This is a genomic window from Bacillus sp. CFBP9009 (genome assembly GCF_036541465.1).
Classification (GTDB): Bacteria; Bacillota; Bacilli; order Bacillales; family DSM-1321; genus Peribacillus.
In genome coordinates this window covers 789,249-814,235 of the sequence record NZ_JAZHFU010000001.1, presented here as the reverse complement: position 1 = coordinate 814,235, position 24,987 = coordinate 789,249, and the positions used below count along the sequence as shown (strand labels likewise).

Here is a 24,987-nt window from a genome sequence, read left to right as displayed (position 1 = left end):
TCATTATACAAAACGAATATACCAGTTTCAATTTTATTTTAAACTCATAAATGGCTGTAATTCCCTATCCAATAAACTTAGTTTAACAAAAAGAAGGCTGGCATCATGCCAGCCCCCTCTCACCTATTAAACTTGTCCTTCAAGACTTTGTTTCTTTTCTTTTGCGGTATTCAGCGGACCTTTCTTCTTCAATTCCCTGATTTTTAAATCAAGCCAGAATTGGGAAGCGATCAATAGCGATGAATACACGCCGCATATCAAACCGATAAACAAGGCAATGGAGAAGTTTCGAATAGCTTCACTACCGAAGATCATCAATGCGATGACCGTAATGAGAACGGTCATAACCGTGTTAATGGATCTCGTCAAAGTTTGCCTGATACTGATGTTCACAATGTTCTCAAGCTCTTCGACGGTTTTGATTTTACGGCTGAAGCGTAGGTTTTCACGAATACGGTCAAATGTTACGATCGTATCATTGATCGAATAACCGACTATCGTCAGAACCGCAGCAATGAAGGTGATATCCACTTCGAGCCGGAGTAAGCTAAAAATCGTGATGATGAAGAATGCATCATGTATAAGCGCGACAACGGCAGGTACAGCCATTCGCCATTCAAATCGTATCGATACATACAATATGATTCCGATTGATGCAATCGCTAACGCAAACATGGCATTTTTCGCAAGCTCTTTCCCTACAGTCGGTGATACGGTGCTGACATTCGGTTCTGCTCCGTAATCCTTCTTGAAATGGTCCTTCAATTCAGCGATTTCCTGTTTATCGAGGACACCGACAGTCCGAACGACAGCATTTTTATTGTCTTGTCCAGCGAGCCTGACATCCTTGATATCCTCTTCGTCGATACCGACCTTTTCCATTTCGGTTTTGACTTGCTGTGTCGTCAAGACGTCTTTGGATGCAATCTCAATTCGGGTGCCGCTCGTGAAATCAATCCCGAGATTCAATCTAAAGACGAGCAGGAATATGATCCCGATAATGGTGACACCGATTGAAATGCCATAAAAAACTTTCCGATGTTTGACGAAATCGATTTTATCAAAGCGTGTTGGCAATGACATTAAATCCATTTTCTCGGATAAATCGTGAATGTGCTTCTTCTTCACGCCAAACCATCCTGTACGTTTGTCGAGGAACCCGCTATTCACCCACAGGCTCATGAAGAGGCGTGTACCATAAACGGCTGTAATGAAACTCATTAAAATCGAAATGATCAAAGTGGTGGCAAACCCTTTAACCGAGCTTGTTCCATAATAGAACAGTACGGCCGCAGCCAGCAGGGTCGTTAAGTTGGCATCCGTGATTGTAGCAAGTGAATTCTTAGTACCTTCTTTATAAGCCGCCTTAACGGATCTACCAAGTTTCAATTCATCCCTGATTCGCTCATAGGTTATGATATTGGCATCGACAGCCATCCCGACCCCGAGTACCAATGCCGCAATACCAGGCAGCGTAAGGACCGCATTCATCCAATCAAACACTAATAGAGTCAAGAAAATGTATATGCTTAAAGTAACGACTGCAATGAATCCCGGGAAGCGGTAATACACAAGCATGAAGATAAAAACAAGTGCAATTCCGATGATTCCTGCAAAAATGGTATCATTCAGTGCACCTGCACCAAATTGGGCACCTACAGAAGTGGAGTACTTTTCTGTTAAATCCACAGGCAGGGCACCTGCATTCAGAAGGGCTGCAAGCTCTTTCGCTTCTTCCACCGTGAATTGACCGGTAATATACACCTTCTTCGTATTAAAAACTTCACTGACAGCTGGAGCTGAAATCATATTGTCTTGTGAAGAAGTATCTTTGATGGAATCTTTTCCTTCCTCAAAATCCAGCCAGATTGCAAGTACATTAGTAGGACTTTCCATCGCGGATATTTTTTGAGTGATGTCCTTAAATTTATCCACATCTTTCAATGTGACTTCAACAACCGGTTGATTATCTTGGAACGTTTGTTTCGCGCCGCCTTCTTTCAGGTCGGCCCCGGTCATCATTTCCTTATCGTTGTAGTCACGGAAGGATAATTTAGCTTGTGTCGAGAGGATTTCCCGAGCGTTGTTTTGGTCTTTGACCCCAGCCAATTGAACGCGGATCCGGTCTTTCCCTTCGATTTGAATGTTAGGCTCGCTAACACCCAAAACATTGACACGCCGCTCAAGCGAGCTTACTGTAGCCCGTAAAACATCCGGGGTGATCTTCTCCCCAGACAGCGGTTTTACTTCATATAACACTTCAAAACCGCCTTGAAGATCAAGACCCAGCTTGATATCCTTTAGGATTCCTTTTGAAGTCGTCCCCATCGCTGCGAAAATCAAAAGTACGATTAGAAAAAACGCAACGATCCTGCTTCTTTTTACCATTATGTAGTAGGCCCCTTTCTATAATACGCCTGTTCCTGAAGTTAAAAAAACTGTCATTTTTTGTTTATATGATAACTGCATTCCCTTTGCTTCTTAAGAAAAAAGACACAGCTTTCCATACTTTTCCAAAAAAAAGCATAACCATATCTATTATGAGTCAAATACAAACAGCTGTCAATTTAAGTATATCTTTGCGTCATTCTTTCAAAAGTTCCTTCAGTTCCTCTTCAGAAAGCGGCTCAAATAGGTTTGGTGATTTATAAGCTTCGACCATTTGGAAGGTCATGAACTGATTGCTCGAAAATGTCACGATATCTGCGACAAGTTCATGTATGTGAATGTTTTCCTGCGGACGCTTCCATTTATTTTTGGTTAAGGTTCCCCATATGTCTTCCTCTGTTACGGCATTCAATCCGACCATTTGGAATTCCTCACGCTTGCTCTTCAAGAATGGACGCACCTTTAGATAATACCTTTGATAGGGATGATTCTTTTTTGCCATCACTTTGCCTCCAGTAAAAATGATTCTCAAATGAATGCGCATTTTCTTAGAAGGGTTTCTTATCATTTGTTAGAACGCAAACAAACACTTTTGTCATGCTTTGTCCAAGTACAAGCATATAGATAATTGTATAGCATAACCGCTTTTTTGAGAAGGCAGGGAGGGAGTTCAATGTCCAAATTTTTAAAAGGGACGCTGATTTTATTAATCGCAAGCCTGATTACAAGGGTTCTTGGTTTCATTAACCGCATTGTCATCGCCCGCTTCATCGGCGAAGAAGGCGTTGGTTTATATATGATGGCTTTACCGACCCTCTTTCTCGTCGTGAACATAACCCAGTTAGGCCTGCCAATCGCCATTTCGAAATACGTGGCTGAGGCCAATGCCAGAGGTGATGAACGGAAAATCAAGAAAATCCTAGTCGTCTCTTTGGCTTGCACCTTTACTCTATCGATGATTTTCACTCCTGCGATGCTGCTTTTCGCGCCGGCTCTCTCAGAATACCTATTCACTGACGAACGGACGGTATGGCCGCTCATGGCGATTGCCCCTATCGTACCGATCATCGCCATATCTTCCGTACTGCGCGGTTATTTCCAAGGCAAGCAAAATATGAAGCCCTTCGCATTCTCACAAGTTATCGAACAGGTGGCCCGAATCACTTTCATAGCCGTTCTGACGAAGGCCTTTTTGCCATATGGAATCGAATATGCTGCAGCCGGGGCGATGTTCGCATCGATTATCGGTGAGCTTGTATCTCTCATCTACTTATTGACCAGCTTTAAATTAAAGAAACATTTTAAGTTCAGAAAGGGCTTTTTCAAGAATGTCAAATCCGGAAAAGGAACGTTCACCGAATTGATGGGAATTGCCCTTCCTTCCACCGGAAGCAGGATGATTGGATCGGTTTCGTGGTTTTTCGAACCGATAGTGGTCGCCCAGAGTTTGGCACTCGCCGGAGTCACCGCGGCCGCAGCGACCAGTCAATATGGGGAGCTTACAGGGTACGCCCTGCCTTTACTCATGCTTCCTTCCTTCGTTACGTCGTCATTGGCGACGGCACTTGTCCCGGCAGTGAGTGAAGCCCGTACGACCGGAAACTTTTCACTCGTTGAACACAGGCTTCAGCAGGCCCTGAAAATCACCTTTATTACAGGCTGTTTAGCTATCGTCATTCTGTTCATCTTTGCCGAACCGATTTTACAAGTCATGTATGGCTCTTCGCATGCTGCTGTTTTCATTAAATTCCTGGCACCTTTTTTCATCCTTTATTACTTTCAATATCCGCTGCAATCCATGCTGCAAGCACTGGATCTTGCAAAGGCCGCAATGTTCAACAGCCTGGCTGGGAACATCCTTAAAATCGGTGTGATCTGGCTGCTGGCGTCAAAGGAAAGTTTCGGGATCATGGGAGCCGCAATCGGGATAGCCGTCGGTACGATGCTCGTTACCTTCCTGCATTTTTCAACCGTGCTGAAGGTCGTCCCTTTCACGCTTCATTTTCGCAGCTATATGTCAGCTTTGGTCCTTGCTTTAATTTCCGGATGGGGCGGTTATTATCTTTATCAATTCCCGCTCTCCTCACAGCCTCTTGGCATACGGCTTTTGCTTTCCGTGACGGTCGTTATCCTGCTATTCACATTTTTCCTGCTCATGACCGGCAGCATTAAAAAGGCGGATCTGATCAGGATTCCTGTAGTGGGCGGCTTTTTATCAAAATTCGCTTGGAAATAAAATGAACCGAAGCATTCAAAGGCTTCGGTTCATTTCTTCGTTTCATTTTTGTCGATGTAAAATTGGCCATCTATGTACCCGCAAATTGAAATCTCTTTAACCTTCGTTTCTCCATGTTCTTTTAACTGATTCAGAAGCCAAAAATGGTTTTTTCCAATTTTATCAAGATTTTCTTCCTGTATCTCTCCGTCGACAATTAACGGGAATGGCACCTGACTTTCCAACCCTTCTTCGATGCTTTTTTTAATCACTGAGAGCCTTCCTGAAGTTTCAAGGATGGCAAATTGAACTTCGTTTATATCAATGATTCCTTGTTCACGAAGTTGGGTCAATAAGTCATCAAAATTATATCGTTGTCTGCGCATCGCTTTTTCATCTATTTTCCCCTGATTAATGATGATCTGTGGCTTACCGTCCATGAAATAGCGAAATTTGACACTTTTCAATGAGGCAAATGCCAATGTAATTTGGAGGATCGCGAGGACAAACATTGGGATAGTCTGTCGGATAAACGGTTTTTCCAAATCTTCAAAGGATAGCACAGCAATGTCCCCTATCATGATGGATACCACTAAATCAAGAACGCTCAGTTCCCCAACTTCCCGCTTACCCATCATTCGAAAAAGGAACCAGATGACTAGATAGATTACGGTCGTTCGAAAAATAATCCCTAGATAGATATCCACTTCAACAACACTTCCTTCATCCATAGCATGGCTTGGGAACTGAAAAATTACTCCATAATCTTTTCTAATTTTACGGGAAGCTTCTTAAACCTGGTCTAAAGGTTCGATATCGGGAATATGCTTGTACAAACACATAAACAGGCTATACGTATCAGCCTTTTAAAAAGGAGGAATACCCATCGAAACTAAAAAAATGAGTGTCGCCGTAATTTATGGCGTAGGCTCCATCTTTGCCATAGCGATGATTGCTAGTTTAATCGTTTCCATCCTTCTTCGTTTCACTTCACTGACGGAATCATCCCTGACATACGTGATCATGATCGTGTCCTTTTTATCGCTGTTCATTGGTGGATTCATATCAGGAGGCAAAGGGAAAAAGCAAGGACTATTCTTGGGCGGAAGCACTGGGCTGCTTTATCTGTTGGTCGTGTTCCTTTTTCAATATTTAGGTCACGATGCACTTTTCACCATCAAGCAATGGATATACTATGGCTGTTTTGTGATTACTGCCATGATGGGTGGCGTTCTTGGGGTCAACATGAGTTCCGACTCCCGCTCCGATTAAAAAACACAGCAAAAAACCGGGCACATGGCCCGGTTTTCGTTTGTTTTATAGAGATGCTTCTTTATTCGGTGCGCTTTCCGTAATTTCACGGATTGCAGCACGGTCAAAAGTTAGTTTTGTACCGTCTGATGATTTAATGACGATTTGCAGTTCATCGATTGCATCGATTGTTCCGTGCATGCCGCCGATAGTCGCAACCTTATCACCTTTTTTCAAGCTGCTTTGCATGTTTCGCGTAGCCTTTTGGCGTTTTTGCTGCGGGCGGATCAATAAGAAATAGAACAATACGAACATTAAAATCAACGGAAGTATTTGTGTTAAAGAACCCATTTTGTATATTCACTCCTTTCGTTCATTAAAATATTTATGGAATTAGAAGTTTCTCGCATTTGGTTCATTGAAACCATACTGCTCAAAAAACTCTTCCCTAAAGTCTCCAAGACGATCTTCTCGAATAGCTTGTCTGACCTGTTCCATCAAGTTTAACAGAAAATGAAGATTATGGTAAGTCGTAAGACGAATCCCAAAGGTTTCTTCACATTTAATCAAATGGCGGATATATGCCCGGCTATAATTCTTGCAAACATGGCAATCGCAATTTTCATCGATTGGACCGAAATCGCGTGCATACTTCGCATTTTTCACAACCAGCCGCCCATTGCTCGTCATGAGCGTACCATTACGCGCAATTCGCGTCGGCAGTACACAGTCAAACATATCGATACCGCGGAGTGCACCATCGATCAATGAGTCCGGTGAACCGACCCCCATAAGGTAACGCGGTTTGTCAGTTGGCAGCAGCGGACTTGTAAACTCAAGAACGCGGTTCATGATATCCTTCGGTTCCCCTACGGATAGTCCTCCAATAGCATAACCCGGGAAGTCAAGGGAGACAAGGTCTTTTGCACTTTGTTTGCGAAGATTTTCAAACTCCCCGCCTTGAACGATTCCGAACAGCCCTTGGTCATTTGGCCGCTCATGTGCATTCAAACAGCGTTCCGCCCAGCGCGATGTCCGTTCAACCGACTTCTTCATATACTCTTCAGTCGCCGGAAATGGCGGACATTCATCAAATGCCATCATAATATCGGAGCCAAGCGCATTTTGTATTTCCATTGCTTTTTCCGGAGATAAAAATAATTTATCGCCATTCAGATGGTTCCTGAAATGCACACCCTCTTCTTCAATTTTGCGGAACTCGCTCAAACTGAAGACTTGAAAGCCGCCTGAGTCGGTCAAAATCGCCCGATCCCAGTTCATGAACTTATGCAATCCGCCAGCTTCCTTGATGATTTCATGCCCCGGACGCAGCCATAGGTGGTACGTATTGCTCAGGATGATGCCTGCCCCCATTTGTTTCAAATCTTCCGGGGACATCGTTTTGACAGTAGCCATCGTTCCAACCGGCATAAATGCCGGCGTTTCAAAAGAACCGTGCGGCGTATGGACCCGGCCTAGCCGTGCCCCTGTCTGTTTACATGTTTTGATTAACTCATATCGTATTGCAGTCAACGCAATAACTCCCTTCAAGAGCTTCTCACTCTTATATTACTTAATTAACATTGCATCTCCAAAACTAAAGAATCTGTATTTTTCTTCCACAGCCGTTTCATAGGCATGAAGGACATGCTCCCTGCCTGCAAGTGCAGAAATAAGCATGATTAAAGTCGATTTGGGCAAATGGAAGTTCGTTATCATCGCATCGATCCCTTTGAACTCATAACCAGGATAAATGAAGATGCTCGTCCAGCCATTCTCTTCCTTGAAAACCCCATCATTGCGGGACGCAATCGTTTCCAATGTCCTTGTGGATGTAGTGCCGACCGTAATGATTTTCCCGCCTTTTTCTTTCACATCATTCAGTAATCTGGCTGTGCCTTCCGTCATTTGATAAAATTCCGAATGCATTTCGTGGCTGTCAATATTGTCGACACTTACCGGACGGAATGTACCAAGCCCAACATGCAGCGTGATGAAGGCGATGTGGACACCCATCCCTTTAAGTTTCTCAAGCAAATCCTCCGTAAAATGCAGGCCAGCGGTAGGTGCGGCTGCAGATCCCCGTTCACGCGCATATACCGTTTGATAGCGGTCCTGGTCGTCGAGTTGTTCCTTGATGTATGGAGGTAACGGCATTTCGCCAAGCTTCTCCAGTATTTCATAAAATATGCCGTCATATTTAAATTCAAGGATTCGGCCGCCATGCTCGAGTACACCTGTACAGACGGCACTCAGCTTACCATCGCCAAAAACGATTGTCGAGCCTTCTTTAATCCGTTTGGCCGGCTTCACAAGCGTTTCCCATACATCATCATGCTCTTGCTTAAGCAGCAAGACTTCGATTTTTGCACCCGTTCCTTCTTTACTGCCGTATAGCCGGGCCGGAAGCACCTTCGTATCATTCAACACAAGGCAATCTCCCGGTTTGATATATTCCGTGATATGGCTGAATACATCATGCTGAAGCTTGCCGGTTTCTTTGTCCAGCACCATCAATCTACTTGCTTCCCTATCCTCCAAAGGAACTTGGGCAATTAGTTCCTCCGGTAAATGAAAATCAAACATATCCAATTTCATCTGTTCCACTTCCTTACGTGTCTATCAAGCTGTAATCATTATTTAAAACGGCCGATCAAATAAAAAATCGCGGACAATACAACACTGACGATGATTGATGTAACGATGGGAAAGTAAAACGTCGTATTCCCCTTTTTCAGAAAAATATCTCCCGGCAGCCTGCCGAGATGAATATATTTCATCGCAAAACCAATCACGAATATAATCACACCGAGAATCATAACCATCTTTGGTATATTCATCATTCAGGCATCTCCATTCCGAAATGCTCATAAACAAGCTGTGTTGCCATCCGGCCTCTTGGGGTACGCTGAAGAAAACCGACTTGTAACAGATATGGTTCATACACATCTTCAATCGTATGTGCCTCTTCGCCAATCGTTGCAGCAATCGTTTCCAGACCCACGGGCCCGCCACGGAATTTTTCAATGATCCCTTTAAGTAATTTATGGTCAATATGATCGAGTCCTAAACGGTCGACCTGCATTAATTCAAGCGCATAATCGGCAAGCTCGGCCGTTATCGTACCATCACCGCGTACCTGGGCGAAATCCCTGACCCTCCGTAAAAGCCGATTGGCAATCCTCGGTGTGCCCCTTGATCTTCTTGCAAGCTCTGCCGCTGCTTGATCATCCATTTCCGTATCCATGATTCTTGCCGTACGAATGATGATATCAGTCAAATGGTTTTCCGTATAATATTCAAGACGGCTCAAAACGCCAAAACGGTCCCTGAGCGGTGCAGACAGTGAGCCTGCACGTGTCGTGGCCCCTACGAGGGTAAACGGCGGCAAGTCGATCCTGATCGAACGGGCTTCCGGTCCCTTGCCGACTACAATATCCAGACAGAAGTCCTCCATAGCCGGGTATAGCACTTCTTCGACGACACGGGGAAGACGGTGAATCTCATCAATGAACAATACATCACCCGGTTCAAGTGCACTCAAAATGGCCGCCAGATCTCCCGGCCTCTCAATGGCGGGACCGGAAGTCGTGCGGATATTCACACCCATTTCATTGGCGATGATGACGGCAAGCGTCGTCTTTCCAAGGCCAGGCGGTCCATATAAAAGTACATGATCGAGCGTTTCTTCACGCATCCTTGCCGCTTCGATGTATACACTTAAATTCGCTTTCACTTTATCCTGTCCGATATATTGCTTTAAGTTTTGCGGCCGCAAGCTTTGTTCAAAGGACAGTTCGTTCAAATCGGCTTCCTGATTGAATATTCTCTCCTCCATTGCGCCACTCCTTATCTTAACATCATTTGCAATGCTTTCTTAATATATTGCTCGGTCGTCATATCTTCAGCCTGCAATTTCTTGGCAACCTTTTGGACTTCCTTTTCAGAATAACCAAGAGCCTTCAATGCAAGAACGGCTTCATCCAACTCCTCCGTATAACCATTTGGACTGAGTGCAGCCGTGACGCCTTCGTTAAACAAGCTTGGAAACGCATCCGGAATAATATTTTCAAGTTTCCCTTTTAAATCGAGGATCATTTGCCGTGCCGTTTTCTTTCCGACTCCCGGGAATTTCACCAAAAACGATTCATCTTCATTTTCGATCGCCTGCACCACCTGATCAACCTGGCCAGATGCCAATATGGCTAGAGCACCCTTCGGCCCGATTCCGGTTACATTCAATAATTTTGTGAATAACGCCTTTTCTTGACGAGTCTGGAATCCGTATAATGCAGCCATATCCTCACGAACATAATGATACAAGAAAACTTGAATTTCTTTTTGGTATTGAGCGGAAAAAATAAAAGGATTCGGCGTCATCACTTGATATCCGATCCCCCCATTTTCCACAACTATGTATTCAGGCCCAATATAATCGACCTTGCCTTTTATATAATCATACAAATTAATTCTCTCCCTGATTTTGCTGTACCTCTCATTTTATCATAAAAAGGGGTGGTGTTCATTAAAAGTTATTTCATATTCGGCAAAGTCTTTTCACATTGACTTTCGGTGTCACTATCATCCATAAAACAATGTTGATTGGAACGGGTATGCAAGACTCCTGCGGGAAATACGCGTCAAAGGGAGACCCCACAGGCGCAAAGGCGCCGAGGGCAGACCGACCGCGGAAAGCGAGTGCCTGCAGTGGAAATTGTAAATACAAAAAAACTGTAGACAAACTCCATTATTATCGAGTTTATCTACAGTCTGAAGGATCGGATATCATCCCACCCTAGTTTACCGAATATGGCTCATATTCTTTAATGAGCTGTTTATATTGGTCTTTATTCATGATCGGAATCCCTTTTTGCAGTTCCTCCTGCTTGTATGCTTCTAGTTTACCAACGTCTATTTGGTAGAAAGTATGAATGATCTTGGCGTGCTCAGGCCTTCCGATAAAAATGGATAACGTACCATCTTCCCTCATCCCAAGGTAACCATTCGCTTTTAAAAGCGGAGATATGTCATTTTCAATTTTCTTCATGACAATCTGCTCTTCATTTTGATCGACTACTTTCCATCCTTCATATTTTGACCAAAAGTCCTCCATCGACCAAATGGTTTCTGTCAATTTCTCTTCACTTAACTCGCCATCCAGATACATACGCTGAAGAATGACCTTCCTCTCAATTGGATCATTTTCCTTTTGAACGGTTTCTTCGGCAAAAACGGTTAAGCAAAATGGCAATATGAAAAGCGTCATGAAAAATTGGATTCTGAGTTGATTAATCAATATACTCACCTCTTAAGGCGTTTACTTTTTATGTAGTTTGACCCAAATAAGGATTATTAACCAGAAAAAAATCAAAAAGAGCTGACTCCATATCGGGTCAGCCCACTAATTATTTCAAGTGATTTTCGTGAATGTTAAGGTTATCGAACATGTCATTGGCATCCAAAATGATCATTTCCCTCGTATCGCCATCCCGAAGATTGTTATCAAGTGTCATCGTCCTGAAATAGACACCTTCATCGGTGGTAACATATAGGGTACGGCCATTGGTAAGCGGTCCGATTTCCTTCTTGATTCTTTCTTTAACATCTTTTGCTTGGCTGTAGTCATCAAGCAGCAAGGCTACCAGCATTTCATCTTTCATGATGATCGTCCTGGCATCGATAACCGGCTCCACTTTATTGGCGACACCATTTACTTTGTCGGCTAAAGCGCCTTCATAAGAATTATAATAAGATGATTTTGCCTTAAGCGGCTTACTTTCATGTCCATGGTAGTTACGGTCACTCGTACTGTACGCATCATCTTTATCGTATAAACCTTGCACCATATTCTCATAATTGATGTTGCGTACCAATGCATCTTTTTCATGGTATCCTGTATCATTCGTGATATTTTCATTTTCCGCTGTATCATTATTAGCACATCCAACCAAACTGACGGCGGCCAATACCGTACAAAGCGGCTGTGCCCATTTTATTTTCTGCACCAATAACCCTCCCATTGCAATTGAATGAGCTATATTCCGCTCATAATTAGCATGGGTGTCGAACGGGAAATGTACTCTGTAAGATACGGCCAAAAACCCGTTTTAATTCCTATTAAGGGAAGAAATCCTTTTTGCCAATTTTTCATTCATCGCCATCCGCTCCGAAAAACCTTCCACGGACATTTTCCAGACCGAATGAAGCTGGGAAGAACTTTTATTAAGACGATTCCATTCACGGAAAATATCGGTAGGATAAGTTAAAGCATATAAAAAGGCCGGGTCTGACTGATACCTTTGCAATTGCGGCACTTCCCACAGCTCAGTGGCCGCATCTTCCAAATGATGCGATATTCGATTTGCATACTGTAAATAATCAATGCACCTCGGGGCATTTGCCATTAAGTCAAAATCGATTAAAGTCAAAGTGCCGTCCGCTCTGCGCAAGAAATTATGGTGGGCACAATCACCATGAATGATTACTTTCTTTTCCTTATTCCATAAAGACTGATTTTTATCAAACCCCTCTAGCGCCCACTCACCCCATCTAACCCATTCCTTGATAATATCTTCGGAAACATATTGGCGAACATAAGAAAAGTTCTTTTTAAAAAGTGATAACCGTTCTTTCCACTTTTTTGATTGATTGAACACAGGCGCGTTAATGGAGAGATGTTCCGACACATCATGGAAGCTTTCCAGTAACTTAATTCCCTCTAAACGATCCTTATGATTGGAATATTTGAATTTTTTCTTACTCGGCGGAAAATAGTCCATACTCCCATACCATTTCCCTTTAAATTCAAAGGGCATTAAATTCTGATGAATATAATACGTTTGATGAAAACCCTTTTGTTTTAACAATGAAGTCAATTCTCTTTGCCGATCCCACTTTTCAAAGCTGTCAAATCCTTTAAGGATCATTGAATGACCCTTTTCAAAAGTTATTAAATAGACACTGCTTTGAATATGGTGGACATTCTTTGGCTTACGATTTAAATAAGAGAGGAGACGAGTGTTAAAAACACTGTCTCCTTGATAATTAGTAGTCATCGCTTTCATCTACATATGTCGGTATCCCAAATGTTTCAGGCGCACGAACGCCCCCGAATTGGCCTGGCTGGCCACCCATTTGTCCAGGTAACATAGCTTCAGGTTGCCCTCCTAGCTGACCGCGCATCATGTCCGGCTGACCACCAAATTGTCTAGGCATCATTCCCGGCTGGCCTCCATTTTGGCCGCCCATCATCCACGGCTGACCTCCATTTTGACGGCCCATCCACGGCTGACCTCCGTTTTGATCGCCCATCATCCCTGGCTGACCTCCGTTTTGACCGCCCATCATACCTGGCTGGCTTCCGTTTTGGCCGCCCATCATCATACCTGGTAGGCCTCCGTTTTGACCGCCCATCATCATGCCCGGCTGACCTCCGTTTTGACCGCCCATCATACCTGGCTGGCTTCCATTTTGGCCGCCCATCATCATACCTGGCTGACCTCCGTTTTGGCCGCCCATCATCATACCTGGCTGGCCTCCATTTTGACCGCCCATCATGAATGGAGGACCTCCTACTTGAATCTCTTTTATGCCTGGTAGGCCTCCGTTTTGACCGCCCATCATCATGCCCGGCTGACCTCCGTTTTGGCCGCCCATCATCCACGGCTGGCCTCCGTTTTGGCCGCCCATCATCCACGGCTGGCCTCCGTTTTGGCCGCCCATCATCATGCCCGGCTGACCTCCGTTTTGACCGCCCATCATCATGCCCGGCTGGCCTCCGTTTTGACCGCCCATCATACCTGGCTGGCCTCCGTTTTGATCACCCATCATCATGCCTGGCTGACCTCCGTTTTGACCGCCCATCATCATGACCGGCTGACCTCCGTTTTGGCCGCCCATCATCATGCCTGGCTGACCTCCGTTTTGACCGCCCATCATCATGCCTGGCTGGCCTCCGTTTTGACCGCCCATCATCCACGGCTGACCTCCGTTTTGGCCGCCCATCATCATATCTGGCTGACCTCCGTTTTGGCCGCCCATCATCATATCTGGCTGGCCTCCGTTTTGACTGCCCATCATCATGTCCGGCTGGCCTCCGTTTTGACCGCCTATCATCATGTCTGGCTGGCCTCCGTTTTGACCGCCCATCATCATGTCCGGCTGGCCTCCGTTTTGACCGCCCATCATCATGTCCGGCTGGCCTCCGTTTTGACCGCCCATCATCATTAATCCTTCATATTGGTGAGCCGATTCTTCTGACTCTTCTTCATATTGATATTGCATCTCTTTACCCATCTGAGAATCTATAGGTGACATCCCTTGGTATGGGGCCTGTTGCTGCTGTGACTGAACGGATTGATATTGGTGATAATCTGGATGGTGATGTGCATCGGCATCCATTTTTTGTTTCCCTTGATACTGCCCCTTCACTTCCGGCCCATAAGTTCCAAGTAACCCCTTATTACAGCCGCAATCTTCCTCTTCCTCACCGGCAGTCTGGGAATAATGCTGAGGGAAGTTATGATTGTATGAAGAAGGCGATTCGCCTGGTGACTCATAATCTTCCTGCATATATGAACCTGCTACTTGAGCTTGTTGATTCATCCCTCCATAGTAATGGTGCGGAACCGGCGCGGAGGCTTGATATGGATATTGTTGCTGGCTTGGTATATTCATGCTTGCCCCTTGGACAAATCCTTGATCCATCATTTGCATGTCAGAAGATTCGCCCCAAACATCAGAGCTCTCTTCCATCATTTGATAACCATATATTTCCGGAGCCGCCTGATACCCTGGAACTCCTTGATATGGGGCTTGCATATGCATCTGCGCCCAAGGTGGCGGCTGAATGCAATAACCGCTTCCGGGCAAAATTGGTGTTACTGGAATACAATCATCCACCGGCTCACTGTATTCCTGTGCTGGCTGTACAGCTGGCTTTTTCTTCTTCTTTTTAGTGACTGCCGGCTCTTCTTTTTTCTTTGGTAAAGGTGGTGGTGCAGGAGGCTTTTGCACACTCATATTGGTCATGTTGACCATATAATAATTATTGATATCGATTTCCGGAATCACCGGCATGGGCACCGGAACTTCTTTTGGAACGATTTTTTGCTTTTCTTTAATGATTGGCTTTGGCTGAATGATCTGCTGCTCTTTCTTGACTGGTTGTTCCTTCACTGGTTGTTGAACGATTGGTTGCTCTTTTATCGGCTGTTGAAATTTCGGCTGCTCTTTTATAGGCTGCTGAAATTTCGGCTGTTCTTTTACCGGCTGTTGAAACATCGGCTGCTGAAATTTCGGCTGCTCTTTTATAGGCTGTTGAAACATCGGCTGCTCTTTTACCGGCTGCTGAAATTTCGGCTGTTCTTTTACCGGCTGTTGAAACATCGGCTGTTCTTTAATAGCCGGTTTTTGCATAATTTGCTGCTCTTTTATAGGCGCTGGCTGAGCCTGGTTCGGTTGAATTTGGGATTCTTTAATTCCCGGTTGAATATTCACGTTTGGTTTAGCCGTTTCTTTTATTACAGCTCCGGATGTCCCTGGTATTTTAATTTTCATTCCGGGCATCATCATGTCCGGGTTGCTCAATTGTGCGTTAACTTTTTTAAGTTCTTCAAAACTGACGCCGTATTTTTTGGCGAGTTTCCAAAGTGTATCGCCTTTTTGGACTATATGAATTTTCACGCTGTTAACCCCTCCTGTGCATATGTCCATATATTCTATGAAGCAGTGGGTGAATTGCTATTATTTTTATCATGAAAACTTATGCGTGAAAAATGACATTTATGATTGGATCAATGATTTAGGAAAATGGAAGGTACTTTTTTGGAGAGGAAATAAATGATATGACATCTTCAAAAAGGAAATCCATTCTTAAAAAGGATATTTAATTGGGACCATTGCCTTCATTCTAAAAAAGGAAGCAATGTTTTTTAGGTTTGAAGCCATCATGTTATGAAACGCTTCTTTCAAGCTTCTGTCTAAACTCAGGGAAATCCGGGTATAAGAAAGTAAATGACCTAAGGCTTTGTCTTCAGGTACTTATCTTACATCCCTGGGGGGAATAATAATGAAATGGAAAGGTAGACAGGGCAGCTCGAATGTCGAGGACAGAAGAGGCATGAGCGGAAAAGGCATGGCCGGAATCGGCGGAGGGGTCGGATTGGTAATTGTCTTGATCGTGACGCTCCTTGGCGGTAATCCTAGCGAATTGCTAGGCAGTTTGAATTCTACTGAATCGAACAATGGCAGCACTTATGTCGAGACTGATGAAGAGAAGGAACTTGCGCAGTTCGTATCTGTCGTCCTTGCAGAAACGGAGCGGGTCTGGACAGAAGAATTTCGAAAAAATGGACTGGAATATAAGGAACCGAACCTTGTCCTGTATTCAGGCAGTGTCGAATCGGCATGCGGAATGGCAGCTTCTTCGGTAGGGCCATTTTATTGTCCGGGTGACATGAAACTATATATTGATCTCAGCTTTTATCAAGAGTTGAAGCAAGAGTTCCAGGCACCCGGTGATTTCGCCATGGCCTATGTTATTGCCCACGAAGTCGGACATCACGTTCAGACACTTTTAGGGACAACGGAAAAGGAAATGCCCGATCGTTCACAGGTCAGCGAGACTGAATATAATAGGTATTCTGTCCGTCTTGAACTACAGGCCGATTATTTGGCGGGAGTTTGGGCACATCATGTCCAAGGAGAGAATTTGCTTGAAAAAGGCGATCTTGAGGAGGCCTTGAATGCAGCAAGTGGTGTGGGGGATGACCGTATCCAAGAAAAGGCACAGGGGTACGTGGTTCCGGACAGCTTCACGCACGGTACATCCGAACAGAGAAAACGGTGGTTCAATAAAGGTTTTAAATCCGGTGATATGAATGAAGGCAATACTTTTAAAGCGAGTGACCTTTAAAAGTTCTTACCTGTTTTGATTACAATAAGAAAAAAGGGGGTCTTGTCCCCCCTTTCAGACTGTAGACAAATTCGAAGAAAAGCGAGTTTGTCTACAGTTTTGTTAAAAATTGCAGTTGATTTCAGCTAAAACAGTAAAAATACATGTGGATTACTCGGTCTTGTTTTAAAATCATGGCAATAATCCCTTGATAAAATCGTAATAGGGATTCGGGATAAGACCATACCAATCCACATAAGGTGGACAAACTCAAAGGGGTATTGCCCCTCTTTTTCTTATGACCCCACTGTTTTTTAAGGCTCTAACTCAAACGCGTTCCAGCATTCTGTTTAAAGCTAGGATGGCATTATCCGCAATGTTCTTCTCCACTTTGATCGGATTGATGATTATACCTTCTTCAATGGATTCAAGCGCCCACAGCAGGTGAGGCAGATCAATTCGGTTCATCGTAAGACATGGACACATATTCGGATTTAACGAGATGATGTTCTTGTCAGGATTATTGGCGATAAGTCGCTTGACAAGGTTCATTTCCGTTCCGATTGCCCAGGAACTACCTGGTTCGGCTCTTTCGATCATATTGATGATGTACGATGTCGAACCCGCATAATCTGACAGGGCGACTACCTCACGGCGGCATTCGGGATGAACGATGATATTCATTTCAGGCTGCTCCGCTCGAAGCGTTTCAATATTCGTTGTGGTGAAATTTTCATGGACTGAACAATGTCCTTTCCAAAGAAGTACCTTCAGATCTTCAAGTTCCCCTTCATAAATCAATTCATCCTTATGCGGATCCCAGACAGCCATTTCATTCAATGAGATGCCAAGGTCAAAAGCTGTATTCCTCCCAAGATGCTGATCGGGAAGAAAAAGGATCCTTTCTTTTTGTGAAAGGGCCCACGAGACCATCCCTTGTGCATTGGAAGAAGTCACTGTCGCCCCGCCATTTTTACCTACAAATGCTTTGATGGCCGCGGTGGAATTAACATAAGTTAGCGGAAGGATCGTATCGCCAAATAAATCCTGAAGCTTTGTCCACGCCCGTTCCGTTTGTTCAATATCCGCCATATCCGCCATGGAGCAGCCTGCACGCATGTCAGGAAGGATAACCGTCTGCCCTTCTTCCGTCAAAATATCGGCTGTTTCAGCCATGAAATGCACACCGCAAAACACGATATAATCCGCTTCGCGATTTTGTGCGGAAAGCTGAGCCAATTGAAGTGAATCTCCCGTTGAATCCGAAAATTGAATGACTTCCTCCCGTTGATAATGATGACCTGGGATATAAAGACGGTTCCCCAGTCGTTCCTTAATGTCCCGGACCCGATTCTCCATCTCTTCCTTTGTCATCGTTTTATACTTTTCAGGCAATGCATTTCCTGCTGTTTTAGCCATTTCCAATATGTTCATTTCAATATCCCCTCACGTTCTTTGACCTTTGCGCTAATATCAAGTGCCCTGACACTGTGCGTCAAGCTGCCCAACGAAATATAATCTACCCCTGTTTCCCGATATGAGGCTAGATTGTCTAAATTGATCCCTCCAGAAGCTTCAGTTATGATGTGGGCGGGAACCAATTTAATCAGTTGCTTGATTTCTTCTGGGCTTCGATTATCGAACATGATGATATCTGCACCAGCTTCCACTGCTTCAAGCACCTGTTGCGGTGATTCCGTTTCCACTTCCACTTTAGTGGTATGTCCCAGTTTGGATTTTACCGTTTGAACCGCTTTCGTTATGGACCCAGCGAAAGAAATATGGTTGTCCTTTATCATGACTGCATCATACAGACCATTTCTGTGATTATATGCCCCGCCGGAACGGACCGCATACTTTTCAAGCATCCGCAGGCCAGGTGTAGTTTTCCTCGTATCACAAGCTCTCGTCTTCGTCCCCGCTAAAATCATGGCAGCTTTATTAGCCTGTGTGGCAATGCCGGACATACGCTGCACTAAATTCAAAACGACCCGTTCCCCTTTTAAAAGAGATGCCATATCGCCGGTCATTCTTGCAAGCTGCTGTCCTTCTTCAAAGACTTCGCCATCTTGGACAAAAAGGAAAACCTCGATTTGCTCATCCAATAATGCAAATCCAGTCTTGATGACGTCCCCTCCACTAAAGACTCCGCCTTCTTTTGCGATGAATGTCAAAGTTCCTTGTTCACCTTGATCGAAAATCGTATCACTCGTTACATCGCATTCCCCTATATCTTCCAATAAAAATTGTTGCAGCATCTGCTTAAGCTTCAATATATTCATATAGTCGTCTCCCTTTCACTCGGTTTTTCACATCCGTGCAAGCAAGGATAACCGAATTTTCAAGCCATTGGGCGTCATCTTCGCTTGGATAGTCACTGCGGAAATGACCGCCCCTGCTTTCCGTTCTGGTCAATGCGGATTCGGCAATCAGCCACGCCACTATCATGGCATTGATTTTCGTTATTTCTTCTATCGATAATTCCATTACTTCCAAATGCAGCAATTTTTCAATATTAAATGTCTCAAGATAATCCTTCAGTCGAGTTAATCCCGCTTCATTTCGAACGATTCCCGCTTCGTTCATTAATTTTTCCTGCAATGTCGTGAGATCAGGTAAAAAGGAAACTGGACTGTAACTCTTGGACTGCTCTTTTTCTTCTGGTATCGCCCTTGCCGGCACTTTAGCAAGGAAACGGCCAAGTGTATTTCCAAAAACCAGCCCTTCGAGAAGTGAGTTGCTTGCCAATCGGTTTGCACCATGTACACCCGTACACGCCACTTCACCAACAGCAAACAAAGAAGGGACTGAGGTCTGCCCGAATTCATCCACTTCAATTCCTCCCATTAGAAAATGATTTCCAGGTGCAACGGGGATTTTCCCCGTTTGAAGGTCCAGCCCGCTTTTTTCACATAATAAGCTCACTGTCGGAAAACGATTCTTAAAACCCTTAATCATCGAAATATCCAAAAATACCTTTTCACCGCGCTGCAAATAAGAAAAAATCGTTTGTGCGACAATATGCCTTGGAGCTAGATCCTTCAAGCTATGGACATCCTCCATGATCGGCCTTCCCATTTCCGTCACTAATCTCGCACCATCCCCGCGGACCGCTTCTGAAACCAGCCCTTGCGCTTTGCCATTTACAAAAAGCAGGGTCGGATGGAACTGAATGAATTCCATGTCACGAACTTTTGCCCCGGCCTTGAATGCAAGTGCAATTCCATCACCTGAAACCGTTTGTGAATTTGAAGTGATATGGTATAGGGAACCACAGCCGCCTGTTGCCAAAACCGTCTGTTCAGCATGATAGGCAGCAAGACCCCCTGCCTTATCAAGTGTTTTGACCCCTATACAGGAACCATCTTTCCCGATGATCAACTCCACTGCAGCAACATTCTCCATCACAGTAATCGATGATTTTTTCAAGCACCCTATAAGATGTTCCATCATGTACTTTCCGGTAGCATCTCCGTTACTATGGAGGATTCTTCGTTCACTGTGGGCGCCCTCCATGCCAAGCAATAGTGTTCCGTCATGATCTTGGTCAAATCGCATACCCGATTCAATAAGTTCAGCTATAACCGAAGGTGCCTCTTCGACGAGTTTTTCCACTGCCTTCACCTTGTTATATCGCTGACCAGCCGCCAGCGTATCTTTTTTATGTAAGGATACTCTGTCACGATCAGATATTGCAGCAGCAATCCCGCCCTGAGCTAAATATGAATTGCCATGACGGATATTTGATTTTGTGATGAGTATCACATGCTTATGTTCACTTGCTTCCAATGCCGTTTTCAAGGCAGCAATACCGCTGCCTATCACGATGATTTCCGCTTTTACCATTATTTCATTCCTCCTGTTTATGACAGGTGTCTTGACAACTATATTTACATATTATTAAACTATTATCAAGAAGTTTTTTAAGATTAAAGGATGGAAGTGATTTCTTGATTTATTTGGATTATGCCGCTACAACTCCGATTGATGAAGAGGCTCTCGACGTATTCAACCAAGCATCCCGGAAGTTTTTCGGGAATGCGAGCAGTTTGCATGATATTGGCTCTGAGGCGGCACGTTTATTGGATATGTCACGACAGCAACTTGCAGAAATGCTGAACATAAAAAAGGAAGGAATCATCTTTACGAGCGGCGGATCAGAAAGCAACATGCTTGCCATAGATACATTTATCGCTTCGAAACCATCCTGGCAGAACCACTTGATCGTAAGCCGAACTGAACATGCATCTCTTGCCAATTTCGTGGCAAAGCTTGAACAAGATGGCTTCGAGGTTACTTATTTACGGCATTTGGAAGATGGCCGTGTTGATATTGAACATCTCCAGGAATGTATGTCGGAGAAAACATGCTTGGTCATTGTCCAGCATGTGAATTCGGAAATCGGGGTCATTCAACCCATTGAGCAAATAAGTGAAATCGTTCGTAAACACCAGGCTTTTTTTCATGTGGATTGTGTCCAATCATTTGCTAAATTACCGCTTGGCAAGATAGCTGCCTCATGTGATGGACTATCCGTTTCCAGTCATAAAATTTATGGTCCAAAAGGGACTGGGGCAGTCATTTTCCCGGCCATCCATCAGTTGAAGGCTTCGGTACCGAATATCACTCATGAATATGGTTTCCGACCAGGAACAGTGGACGTCCCCGGAATAGCTTCCTTCGTAACCGCTGCTAAGAAATTGGGGGATATCATGGAAGATGAACGAAAACGGATTTCCACACTTAGGATGCAATTGATCCAACGGCTAACGGATAGGAAAATCGATTTTCAAGTCATCGAAGCAAAAAACGAGCAATTGCCTCACATTCTGGCGCTGACCTTCGCTGGATTGCAAGGACAGTACATCATGCTTGAATTAAACCAGAAAGGATTCGCCGTTTCGACGGGAAGCGCCTGTCAAATCGGTAAACAGGATCCTTCAAAAACGATGATGGCCATCGGGAAAAGCGAAGATGAAGCCCATCAATTCGTCCGCTTTTCCTTTGGCAAATACACGACGGCCGACGACATTCACAAGTTGGCGGATTGCATCGAAGGGATAGCTGCCATTCGATAAAACCCTCCAATCTGTGTTAGAATGTTTGTAATTAAAGAGGTGAATGTTTATGGAAAGAAAGAAATTACTCGGGGAAGAAAGACGGACGAAACTCTTACATTTATTGCAAACAAGCGCGGAGCCTGTAACAGGCAGCGAGCTTTCGCAGATAACGAATGTAAGCCGGCAGGTTATCGTTGGTGACATAACCCTCCTGAAAGCGCGGAATGAGCCTATCATTGCGACGAGCCAAGGCTATCTGTACTTACAAACGGGGAGCACGCAAAAGCCGGAACGGATCATTGCTTGCCAACACGATCCTTCCCGGACCCAAGAAGAGCTATATTTACTCGTGGATATCGGCATCACGGTGAAAGATGTCAAAATCGAGCATCCCGTATACGGCGACCTAACCGCTTCCATCATGGTCAGCAGCCGAAAGGAAGTCCAGCAATTCCTTTCAAGGGTGACGGCAACGAATGCATCTTTTTTATCGGAACTAACGAGCGGCATCCATCTCCATACACTGAGCGCATCATCTGAAGAAATGCTCGACGAAGCGGAGTGTGCTTTGAGGGATGCCGGCATTTTAGTCGATTGAATGAATGAAAAAACCTCAAAAGCCATATCTTTTGAGGTTTTTTTATGGGCCTTATGTTCACTCATCATTGGAAATGCTTTCATTTGAGCTGCCATCCCCGGAGTTTTCATCTTCGTTACTTCTCAACTGCCCGATAAGACTAATGACGGAACCGACCGCCTGTACCCAGCCTCCCATCACTTGGATTGATTCAGCATCAGATGGCTTCTCTTCCAAATATGGATATTGATATTTTTGCAGTTCCTGCTCCTTATCTTGTTCTTCTTGCTCCTGATCCTGATCTTGGTCTTTTTCTAGAATGCTATTTTTAAGTTCGGCAATTCCACCTATCGCTTGCATCGAATTCCCAATCGCCTGCAACAAATTTCCCGTAGCATTGAAGGCCTGCTCCGGTTCATCCGGATTTTCGTATGCCCCCGCCAAAGCGGTGCCTCCGCCCAACGCTTGAATCAGATTACCTTTGATGATTAATTCCTGTTTCGTTATTTCATCAAAATCAATGACTAAGCCTAAGATAACGGTCGAATTCCCGATCGCCTGTATTTGATTACCGAATTTATCCAGTGACCAGGTTTCTTCCGCATCAGCCAATATGGCATTTCCTGTTGCTTGAAGTTCATTTCCAATCAAATCCAAGTTCTTACGAAATTCTTCATCCAAGACATTGGATGGTGTACCAGCAACAGCAGAAATGACGGTTCCTATCGCTTGAGTCCAAGAACCGAAAGTTTCTTTGAATTGACTATCCATCTCTGCTGACCACCACCCTCTCTCTGCATTTTTGATTAAAAAGGTGTATCCACTGAATTAGTCATCAACTTATGTATTCCACATTTGGCATATCGAGATTTACTTATTGTATTTGCTTTCATCACAATCGGTGTTTGTTTTTCATCCATAATCATTCTGCCTATTTCTATATATTTCATAAAATTACAGCCAACCATTTTAGGAACTTGTACGCAAGGGAAATACAAACCTTTACGACAGCCTTCACAAAAAAATGCCCCGGAAATACTCCCGGGGCACCCTTTTTATTCATAAAACTCAACTGAGGCTGTACCATTTATCATTTTAGAAAAAAATTTCACAAAAGAAAAATCAGCGCTGCGGTACACCTGTTTGGACTTTAAAGCATGAATAGCTTCCCATGATCGATACCGTACATCCTAATGCCTCAAGCTCGGAAATCGCTCCTGGGATAAGGACATCGTCAAGGGGCATTTCGATATCGATGATGAAAAAGTAATTGCCCAATCCTGTTTTCATGGGTCTTGATTCAATCTTGGAAAGGTTAAGTTTCCTCCAGGAAAAAGCGGAAAGGACTTGGTGCAGCTGCCCTGAGTGGTCGGCAGGCAGCTGAATCATCAAGGTCGTTTTCTTGTCCCCTTCAACGGTCAAATGCCCTTCATAGTCGACTTCACTGTTGGATACGACGATAAACTTGGTGTGATTATGTTCGTAATCGTGAATATTTTGTTTTGCAATCGTCAAACCGTATTCCTCTGCAGCCATATCATTTGCAATCGCTGCAATATTGATATCGGGATTCTCCATCACCATCTTCGCAGCGGCAGCTGTGGATGTGACATACTCATACGGAATGCCCCTTAGCTCATTATGTAGAAATTTGCGGCATTGAGCGATGGCATGGGAATGCGAATATACCATGTCAGGTTTGAAACCAGGATATGCATGGTCCGGATGCACCATATAATGCTGTTGGATCGGAATCGTCACTTCGCCTTTCATCGGCAATGTGACTTCATGGACTAAGTAATCCATCGTTATATTTACCGAACCCTCCAAAGCATTCTCGATCGGCACGAGCGCGTGATTCACTTCCCCGTCCCGAACAGCATCAAGGCAGTCCGGAATCGTGTTCATCGGTATTTTTATATCATTAGGAAATAGTCGCGATACAGCTAAATCCGTGAACGTTGCTTTTGGTCCAAGAAATGCAATTTTTGATGTCATATTATAAACTCCTTTTCACGGAAAATCTATTGTTTATGTTATGCCATTTTCTGATTTTTTACAATAGTTAATCCTTAATTTCCTCTTACAAATGAAAACAGCCTGTACATGTGAAATGTACAGGCTGTTTTCATGCGCCATTACCAATGATTTCGACTTTTTCGACGAACTCCATTTTACGCAGTTTAGTAAGCAGTTCATTAATATCCATCGTCATCCCACCCGTATTCAGGGATAGGGTGACATTTGCACGTCCCTGCAAAGGAATCGTTTGGTGGATGGTCATGATGTTGCAACCGGATGAGGCGACGAGCCGTAAAAGCTCCGATAGAGTACCAGAACGATCTTCGAGATAGAAGAACAGTGTAATCAGCTTTTCCTTAACAACTGTATGAAACGGAAAAACCGTGTCACGGTATTTGTAAAAAGCACTCCTGCTTAGGTCCACTCGCTGTACCGCTTCCCAAACTGATTCCGCTTTTCCCCGTTCAATCATTTCTTTTGCATCCAGCGTTTTTTTCATCGCTTCGGGAAGGACATCCTCTCGAACGAGGAAAAATTTCTGATCGGACTTATTCAAACTCCGCACGCCTCCTTTTGCCTG

At 44.3% G+C, this 24,987-nt stretch carries 23 protein-coding genes and 1 pseudogene; 5 read left to right on the top strand and 19 right to left on the bottom strand.

Annotated elements, in window-relative coordinates; all coding sequences use genetic code 11:
- Positions 1-126: 126 nt before the first annotated feature.
- Entirely contained in the window at positions 127-2,388 is a 2,262-nt protein-coding gene (gene secDF, locus V3595_RS04180; protein ID WP_485905503.1) for a protein translocase subunit SecDF, read from the bottom strand.
- A gap of 196 nt (positions 2,389-2,584) precedes the next feature.
- Positions 2,585-2,890, bottom strand: coding sequence for a post-transcriptional regulator (locus V3595_RS04175; protein ID WP_137020410.1), 306 nt, complete (start codon positions 2,888-2,890; stop codon positions 2,585-2,587).
- Positions 2,891-3,061: 171 nt separating this feature from the next.
- On the opposite strand from V3595_RS04175, the gene spoVB reads away from it, so the two are divergent.
- The gene (gene spoVB / locus V3595_RS04170) at positions 3,062-4,624 is read left to right on the top strand and encodes a stage V sporulation protein B (protein ID WP_485905502.1); all 1,563 of its coding nucleotides are present in this window, start codon (positions 3,062-3,064) and stop codon (positions 4,622-4,624) included.
- A gap of 29 nt (positions 4,625-4,653) precedes the next feature.
- On the opposite strand, the gene V3595_RS04165 is transcribed toward spoVB, so the two are convergent.
- Positions 4,654-5,334: a DUF421 domain-containing protein gene (locus V3595_RS04165; RefSeq protein WP_485905501.1), complete on the bottom strand. Its 681-nt coding sequence runs from the start codon at positions 5,332-5,334 to the stop codon at positions 4,654-4,656.
- Positions 5,335-5,503: 169 nt separating this feature from the next.
- On the opposite strand from V3595_RS04165, the gene V3595_RS04160 reads away from it, so the two are divergent.
- The gene (locus V3595_RS04160) at positions 5,504-5,875 is read left to right on the top strand and encodes a TIGR04086 family membrane protein (RefSeq protein ID WP_170971607.1); all 372 of its coding nucleotides are present in this window, start codon (positions 5,504-5,506) and stop codon (positions 5,873-5,875) included.
- A gap of 45 nt (positions 5,876-5,920) precedes the next feature.
- On the opposite strand, the gene yajC is transcribed toward V3595_RS04160, so the two are convergent.
- The 10 genes and pseudogenes from yajC to safA all read right to left on the bottom strand — a co-directional run.
- Complete coding sequence (gene yajC, locus V3595_RS04155; RefSeq protein ID WP_485905500.1) at positions 5,921-6,205, bottom strand: preprotein translocase subunit YajC; 285 nt, start codon at positions 6,203-6,205, stop codon at positions 5,921-5,923.
- Positions 6,206-6,247: 42 nt separating this feature from the next.
- Positions 6,248-7,393: a tRNA guanosine(34) transglycosylase Tgt gene (gene tgt, locus V3595_RS04150; protein ID WP_179086014.1), complete on the bottom strand. Its 1,146-nt coding sequence runs from the start codon at positions 7,391-7,393 to the stop codon at positions 6,248-6,250.
- 30 nt (positions 7,394-7,423) lie between these two features.
- A complete protein-coding gene (gene queA, locus V3595_RS04145; RefSeq protein ID WP_485905499.1) occupies positions 7,424-8,452 on the bottom strand; it encodes a tRNA preQ1(34) S-adenosylmethionine ribosyltransferase-isomerase QueA in 1,029 nt (342 codons plus the stop codon).
- Positions 8,453-8,490: 38 nt separating this feature from the next.
- On the bottom strand, positions 8,491-8,697 hold the full coding sequence (locus tag V3595_RS04140; RefSeq protein WP_034308809.1) for a DUF2905 domain-containing protein: 207 nt from the start codon (positions 8,695-8,697) through the stop codon (positions 8,491-8,493).
- Entirely contained in the window at positions 8,694-9,692 is a 999-nt protein-coding gene (gene ruvB, locus V3595_RS04135; RefSeq protein WP_034308811.1) for a Holliday junction branch migration DNA helicase RuvB, read from the bottom strand. The genes V3595_RS04140 and ruvB overlap by 4 nt, the downstream gene beginning before the upstream one ends.
- An 11-nt stretch (positions 9,693-9,703) precedes the next feature.
- Entirely contained in the window at positions 9,704-10,318 is a 615-nt protein-coding gene (gene ruvA, locus V3595_RS04130; protein ID WP_137020417.1) for a Holliday junction branch migration protein RuvA, read from the bottom strand.
- A 331-nt stretch (positions 10,319-10,649) separates the two neighbouring features.
- Complete coding sequence (locus V3595_RS04125) at positions 10,650-11,150, bottom strand: intercompartmental signaling factor BofC (RefSeq protein ID WP_230176806.1); 501 nt, start codon at positions 11,148-11,150, stop codon at positions 10,650-10,652.
- 109 nt (positions 11,151-11,259) lie between these two features.
- Entirely contained in the window at positions 11,260-11,859 is a 600-nt protein-coding gene (locus tag V3595_RS04120) for a YhcN/YlaJ family sporulation lipoprotein (protein ID WP_485905498.1), read from the bottom strand.
- A gap of 102 nt (positions 11,860-11,961) precedes the next feature.
- Positions 11,962-12,909: a phosphotransferase gene (locus tag V3595_RS04115; protein WP_485905497.1), complete on the bottom strand. Its 948-nt coding sequence runs from the start codon at positions 12,907-12,909 to the stop codon at positions 11,962-11,964.
- A gap of 2,484 nt (positions 12,910-15,393) precedes the next feature.
- Positions 15,394-15,538 (bottom strand): annotated as a pseudogene (safA, locus tag V3595_RS04110) (SafA/ExsA family spore coat assembly protein); the annotation flags it as partial.
- Positions 15,539-15,923: 385 nt separating this feature from the next.
- On the opposite strand from safA, the gene ypfJ reads away from it, so the two are divergent.
- The gene (gene ypfJ / locus V3595_RS04105) at positions 15,924-16,769 is read left to right on the top strand and encodes a KPN_02809 family neutral zinc metallopeptidase (RefSeq protein WP_485905496.1); all 846 of its coding nucleotides are present in this window, start codon (positions 15,924-15,926) and stop codon (positions 16,767-16,769) included.
- Between the two features lie 306 nt (positions 16,770-17,075).
- Here the strand turns inward: ypfJ and nadA are convergent, their stop codons facing one another.
- From nadA to nadB, 3 genes are read right to left on the bottom strand one after another with little or no spacing between them, the layout of a single operon-like run.
- Positions 17,076-18,182: a quinolinate synthase NadA gene (gene nadA, locus V3595_RS04100; protein WP_485905495.1), complete on the bottom strand. Its 1,107-nt coding sequence runs from the start codon at positions 18,180-18,182 to the stop codon at positions 17,076-17,078.
- A complete protein-coding gene (gene nadC, locus V3595_RS04095) occupies positions 18,179-19,030 on the bottom strand; it encodes a carboxylating nicotinate-nucleotide diphosphorylase (RefSeq protein ID WP_485905494.1) in 852 nt (283 codons plus the stop codon). Before nadC ends, nadA begins: the two co-directional genes overlap by 4 nt.
- Positions 19,011-20,594 carry an L-aspartate oxidase gene (nadB, locus tag V3595_RS04090; protein ID WP_485905493.1) on the bottom strand — a complete coding sequence of 528 codons (1,584 nt, stop codon included), beginning with the start codon at positions 20,592-20,594 and terminating at the stop codon, positions 19,011-19,013. Before nadB ends, nadC begins: the two co-directional genes overlap by 20 nt.
- Before the next feature lie 104 nt (positions 20,595-20,698).
- Here nadB and V3595_RS04085 point away from each other — a divergent pair, with 104 nt between their 5' ends.
- Together V3595_RS04085 and V3595_RS04080 are read left to right on the top strand one after the other, a co-directional pair.
- Positions 20,699-21,826 carry an IscS subfamily cysteine desulfurase gene (locus V3595_RS04085; protein ID WP_485905492.1) on the top strand — a complete coding sequence of 376 codons (1,128 nt, stop codon included), beginning with the start codon at positions 20,699-20,701 and terminating at the stop codon, positions 21,824-21,826.
- A 49-nt stretch (positions 21,827-21,875) separates the two neighbouring features.
- Positions 21,876-22,406, top strand: a complete 531-nt coding sequence (locus V3595_RS04080; protein WP_485905491.1) for a 3H domain-containing protein — start codon at positions 21,876-21,878, stop codon at positions 22,404-22,406.
- Between the two features lie 57 nt (positions 22,407-22,463).
- Here V3595_RS04080 and V3595_RS04075 read toward each other — a convergent pair whose 3' ends face one another.
- From V3595_RS04075 to V3595_RS04065, 3 genes are all read right to left on the bottom strand, one after another.
- Complete coding sequence (locus tag V3595_RS04075; protein ID WP_485905490.1) at positions 22,464-23,156, bottom strand: DUF6944 family repetitive protein; 693 nt, start codon at positions 23,154-23,156, stop codon at positions 22,464-22,466.
- Positions 23,157-23,507: 351 nt separating this feature from the next.
- Complete coding sequence (gene pheA, locus V3595_RS04070) at positions 23,508-24,383, bottom strand: prephenate dehydratase (RefSeq protein ID WP_101222781.1); 876 nt, start codon at positions 24,381-24,383, stop codon at positions 23,508-23,510.
- A gap of 130 nt (positions 24,384-24,513) precedes the next feature.
- Positions 24,514-24,963 carry an ACT domain-containing protein gene (locus V3595_RS04065; protein WP_034308837.1) on the bottom strand — a complete coding sequence of 150 codons (450 nt, stop codon included), beginning with the start codon at positions 24,961-24,963 and terminating at the stop codon, positions 24,514-24,516.
- Positions 24,964-24,987 lie beyond the last annotated feature (24 nt).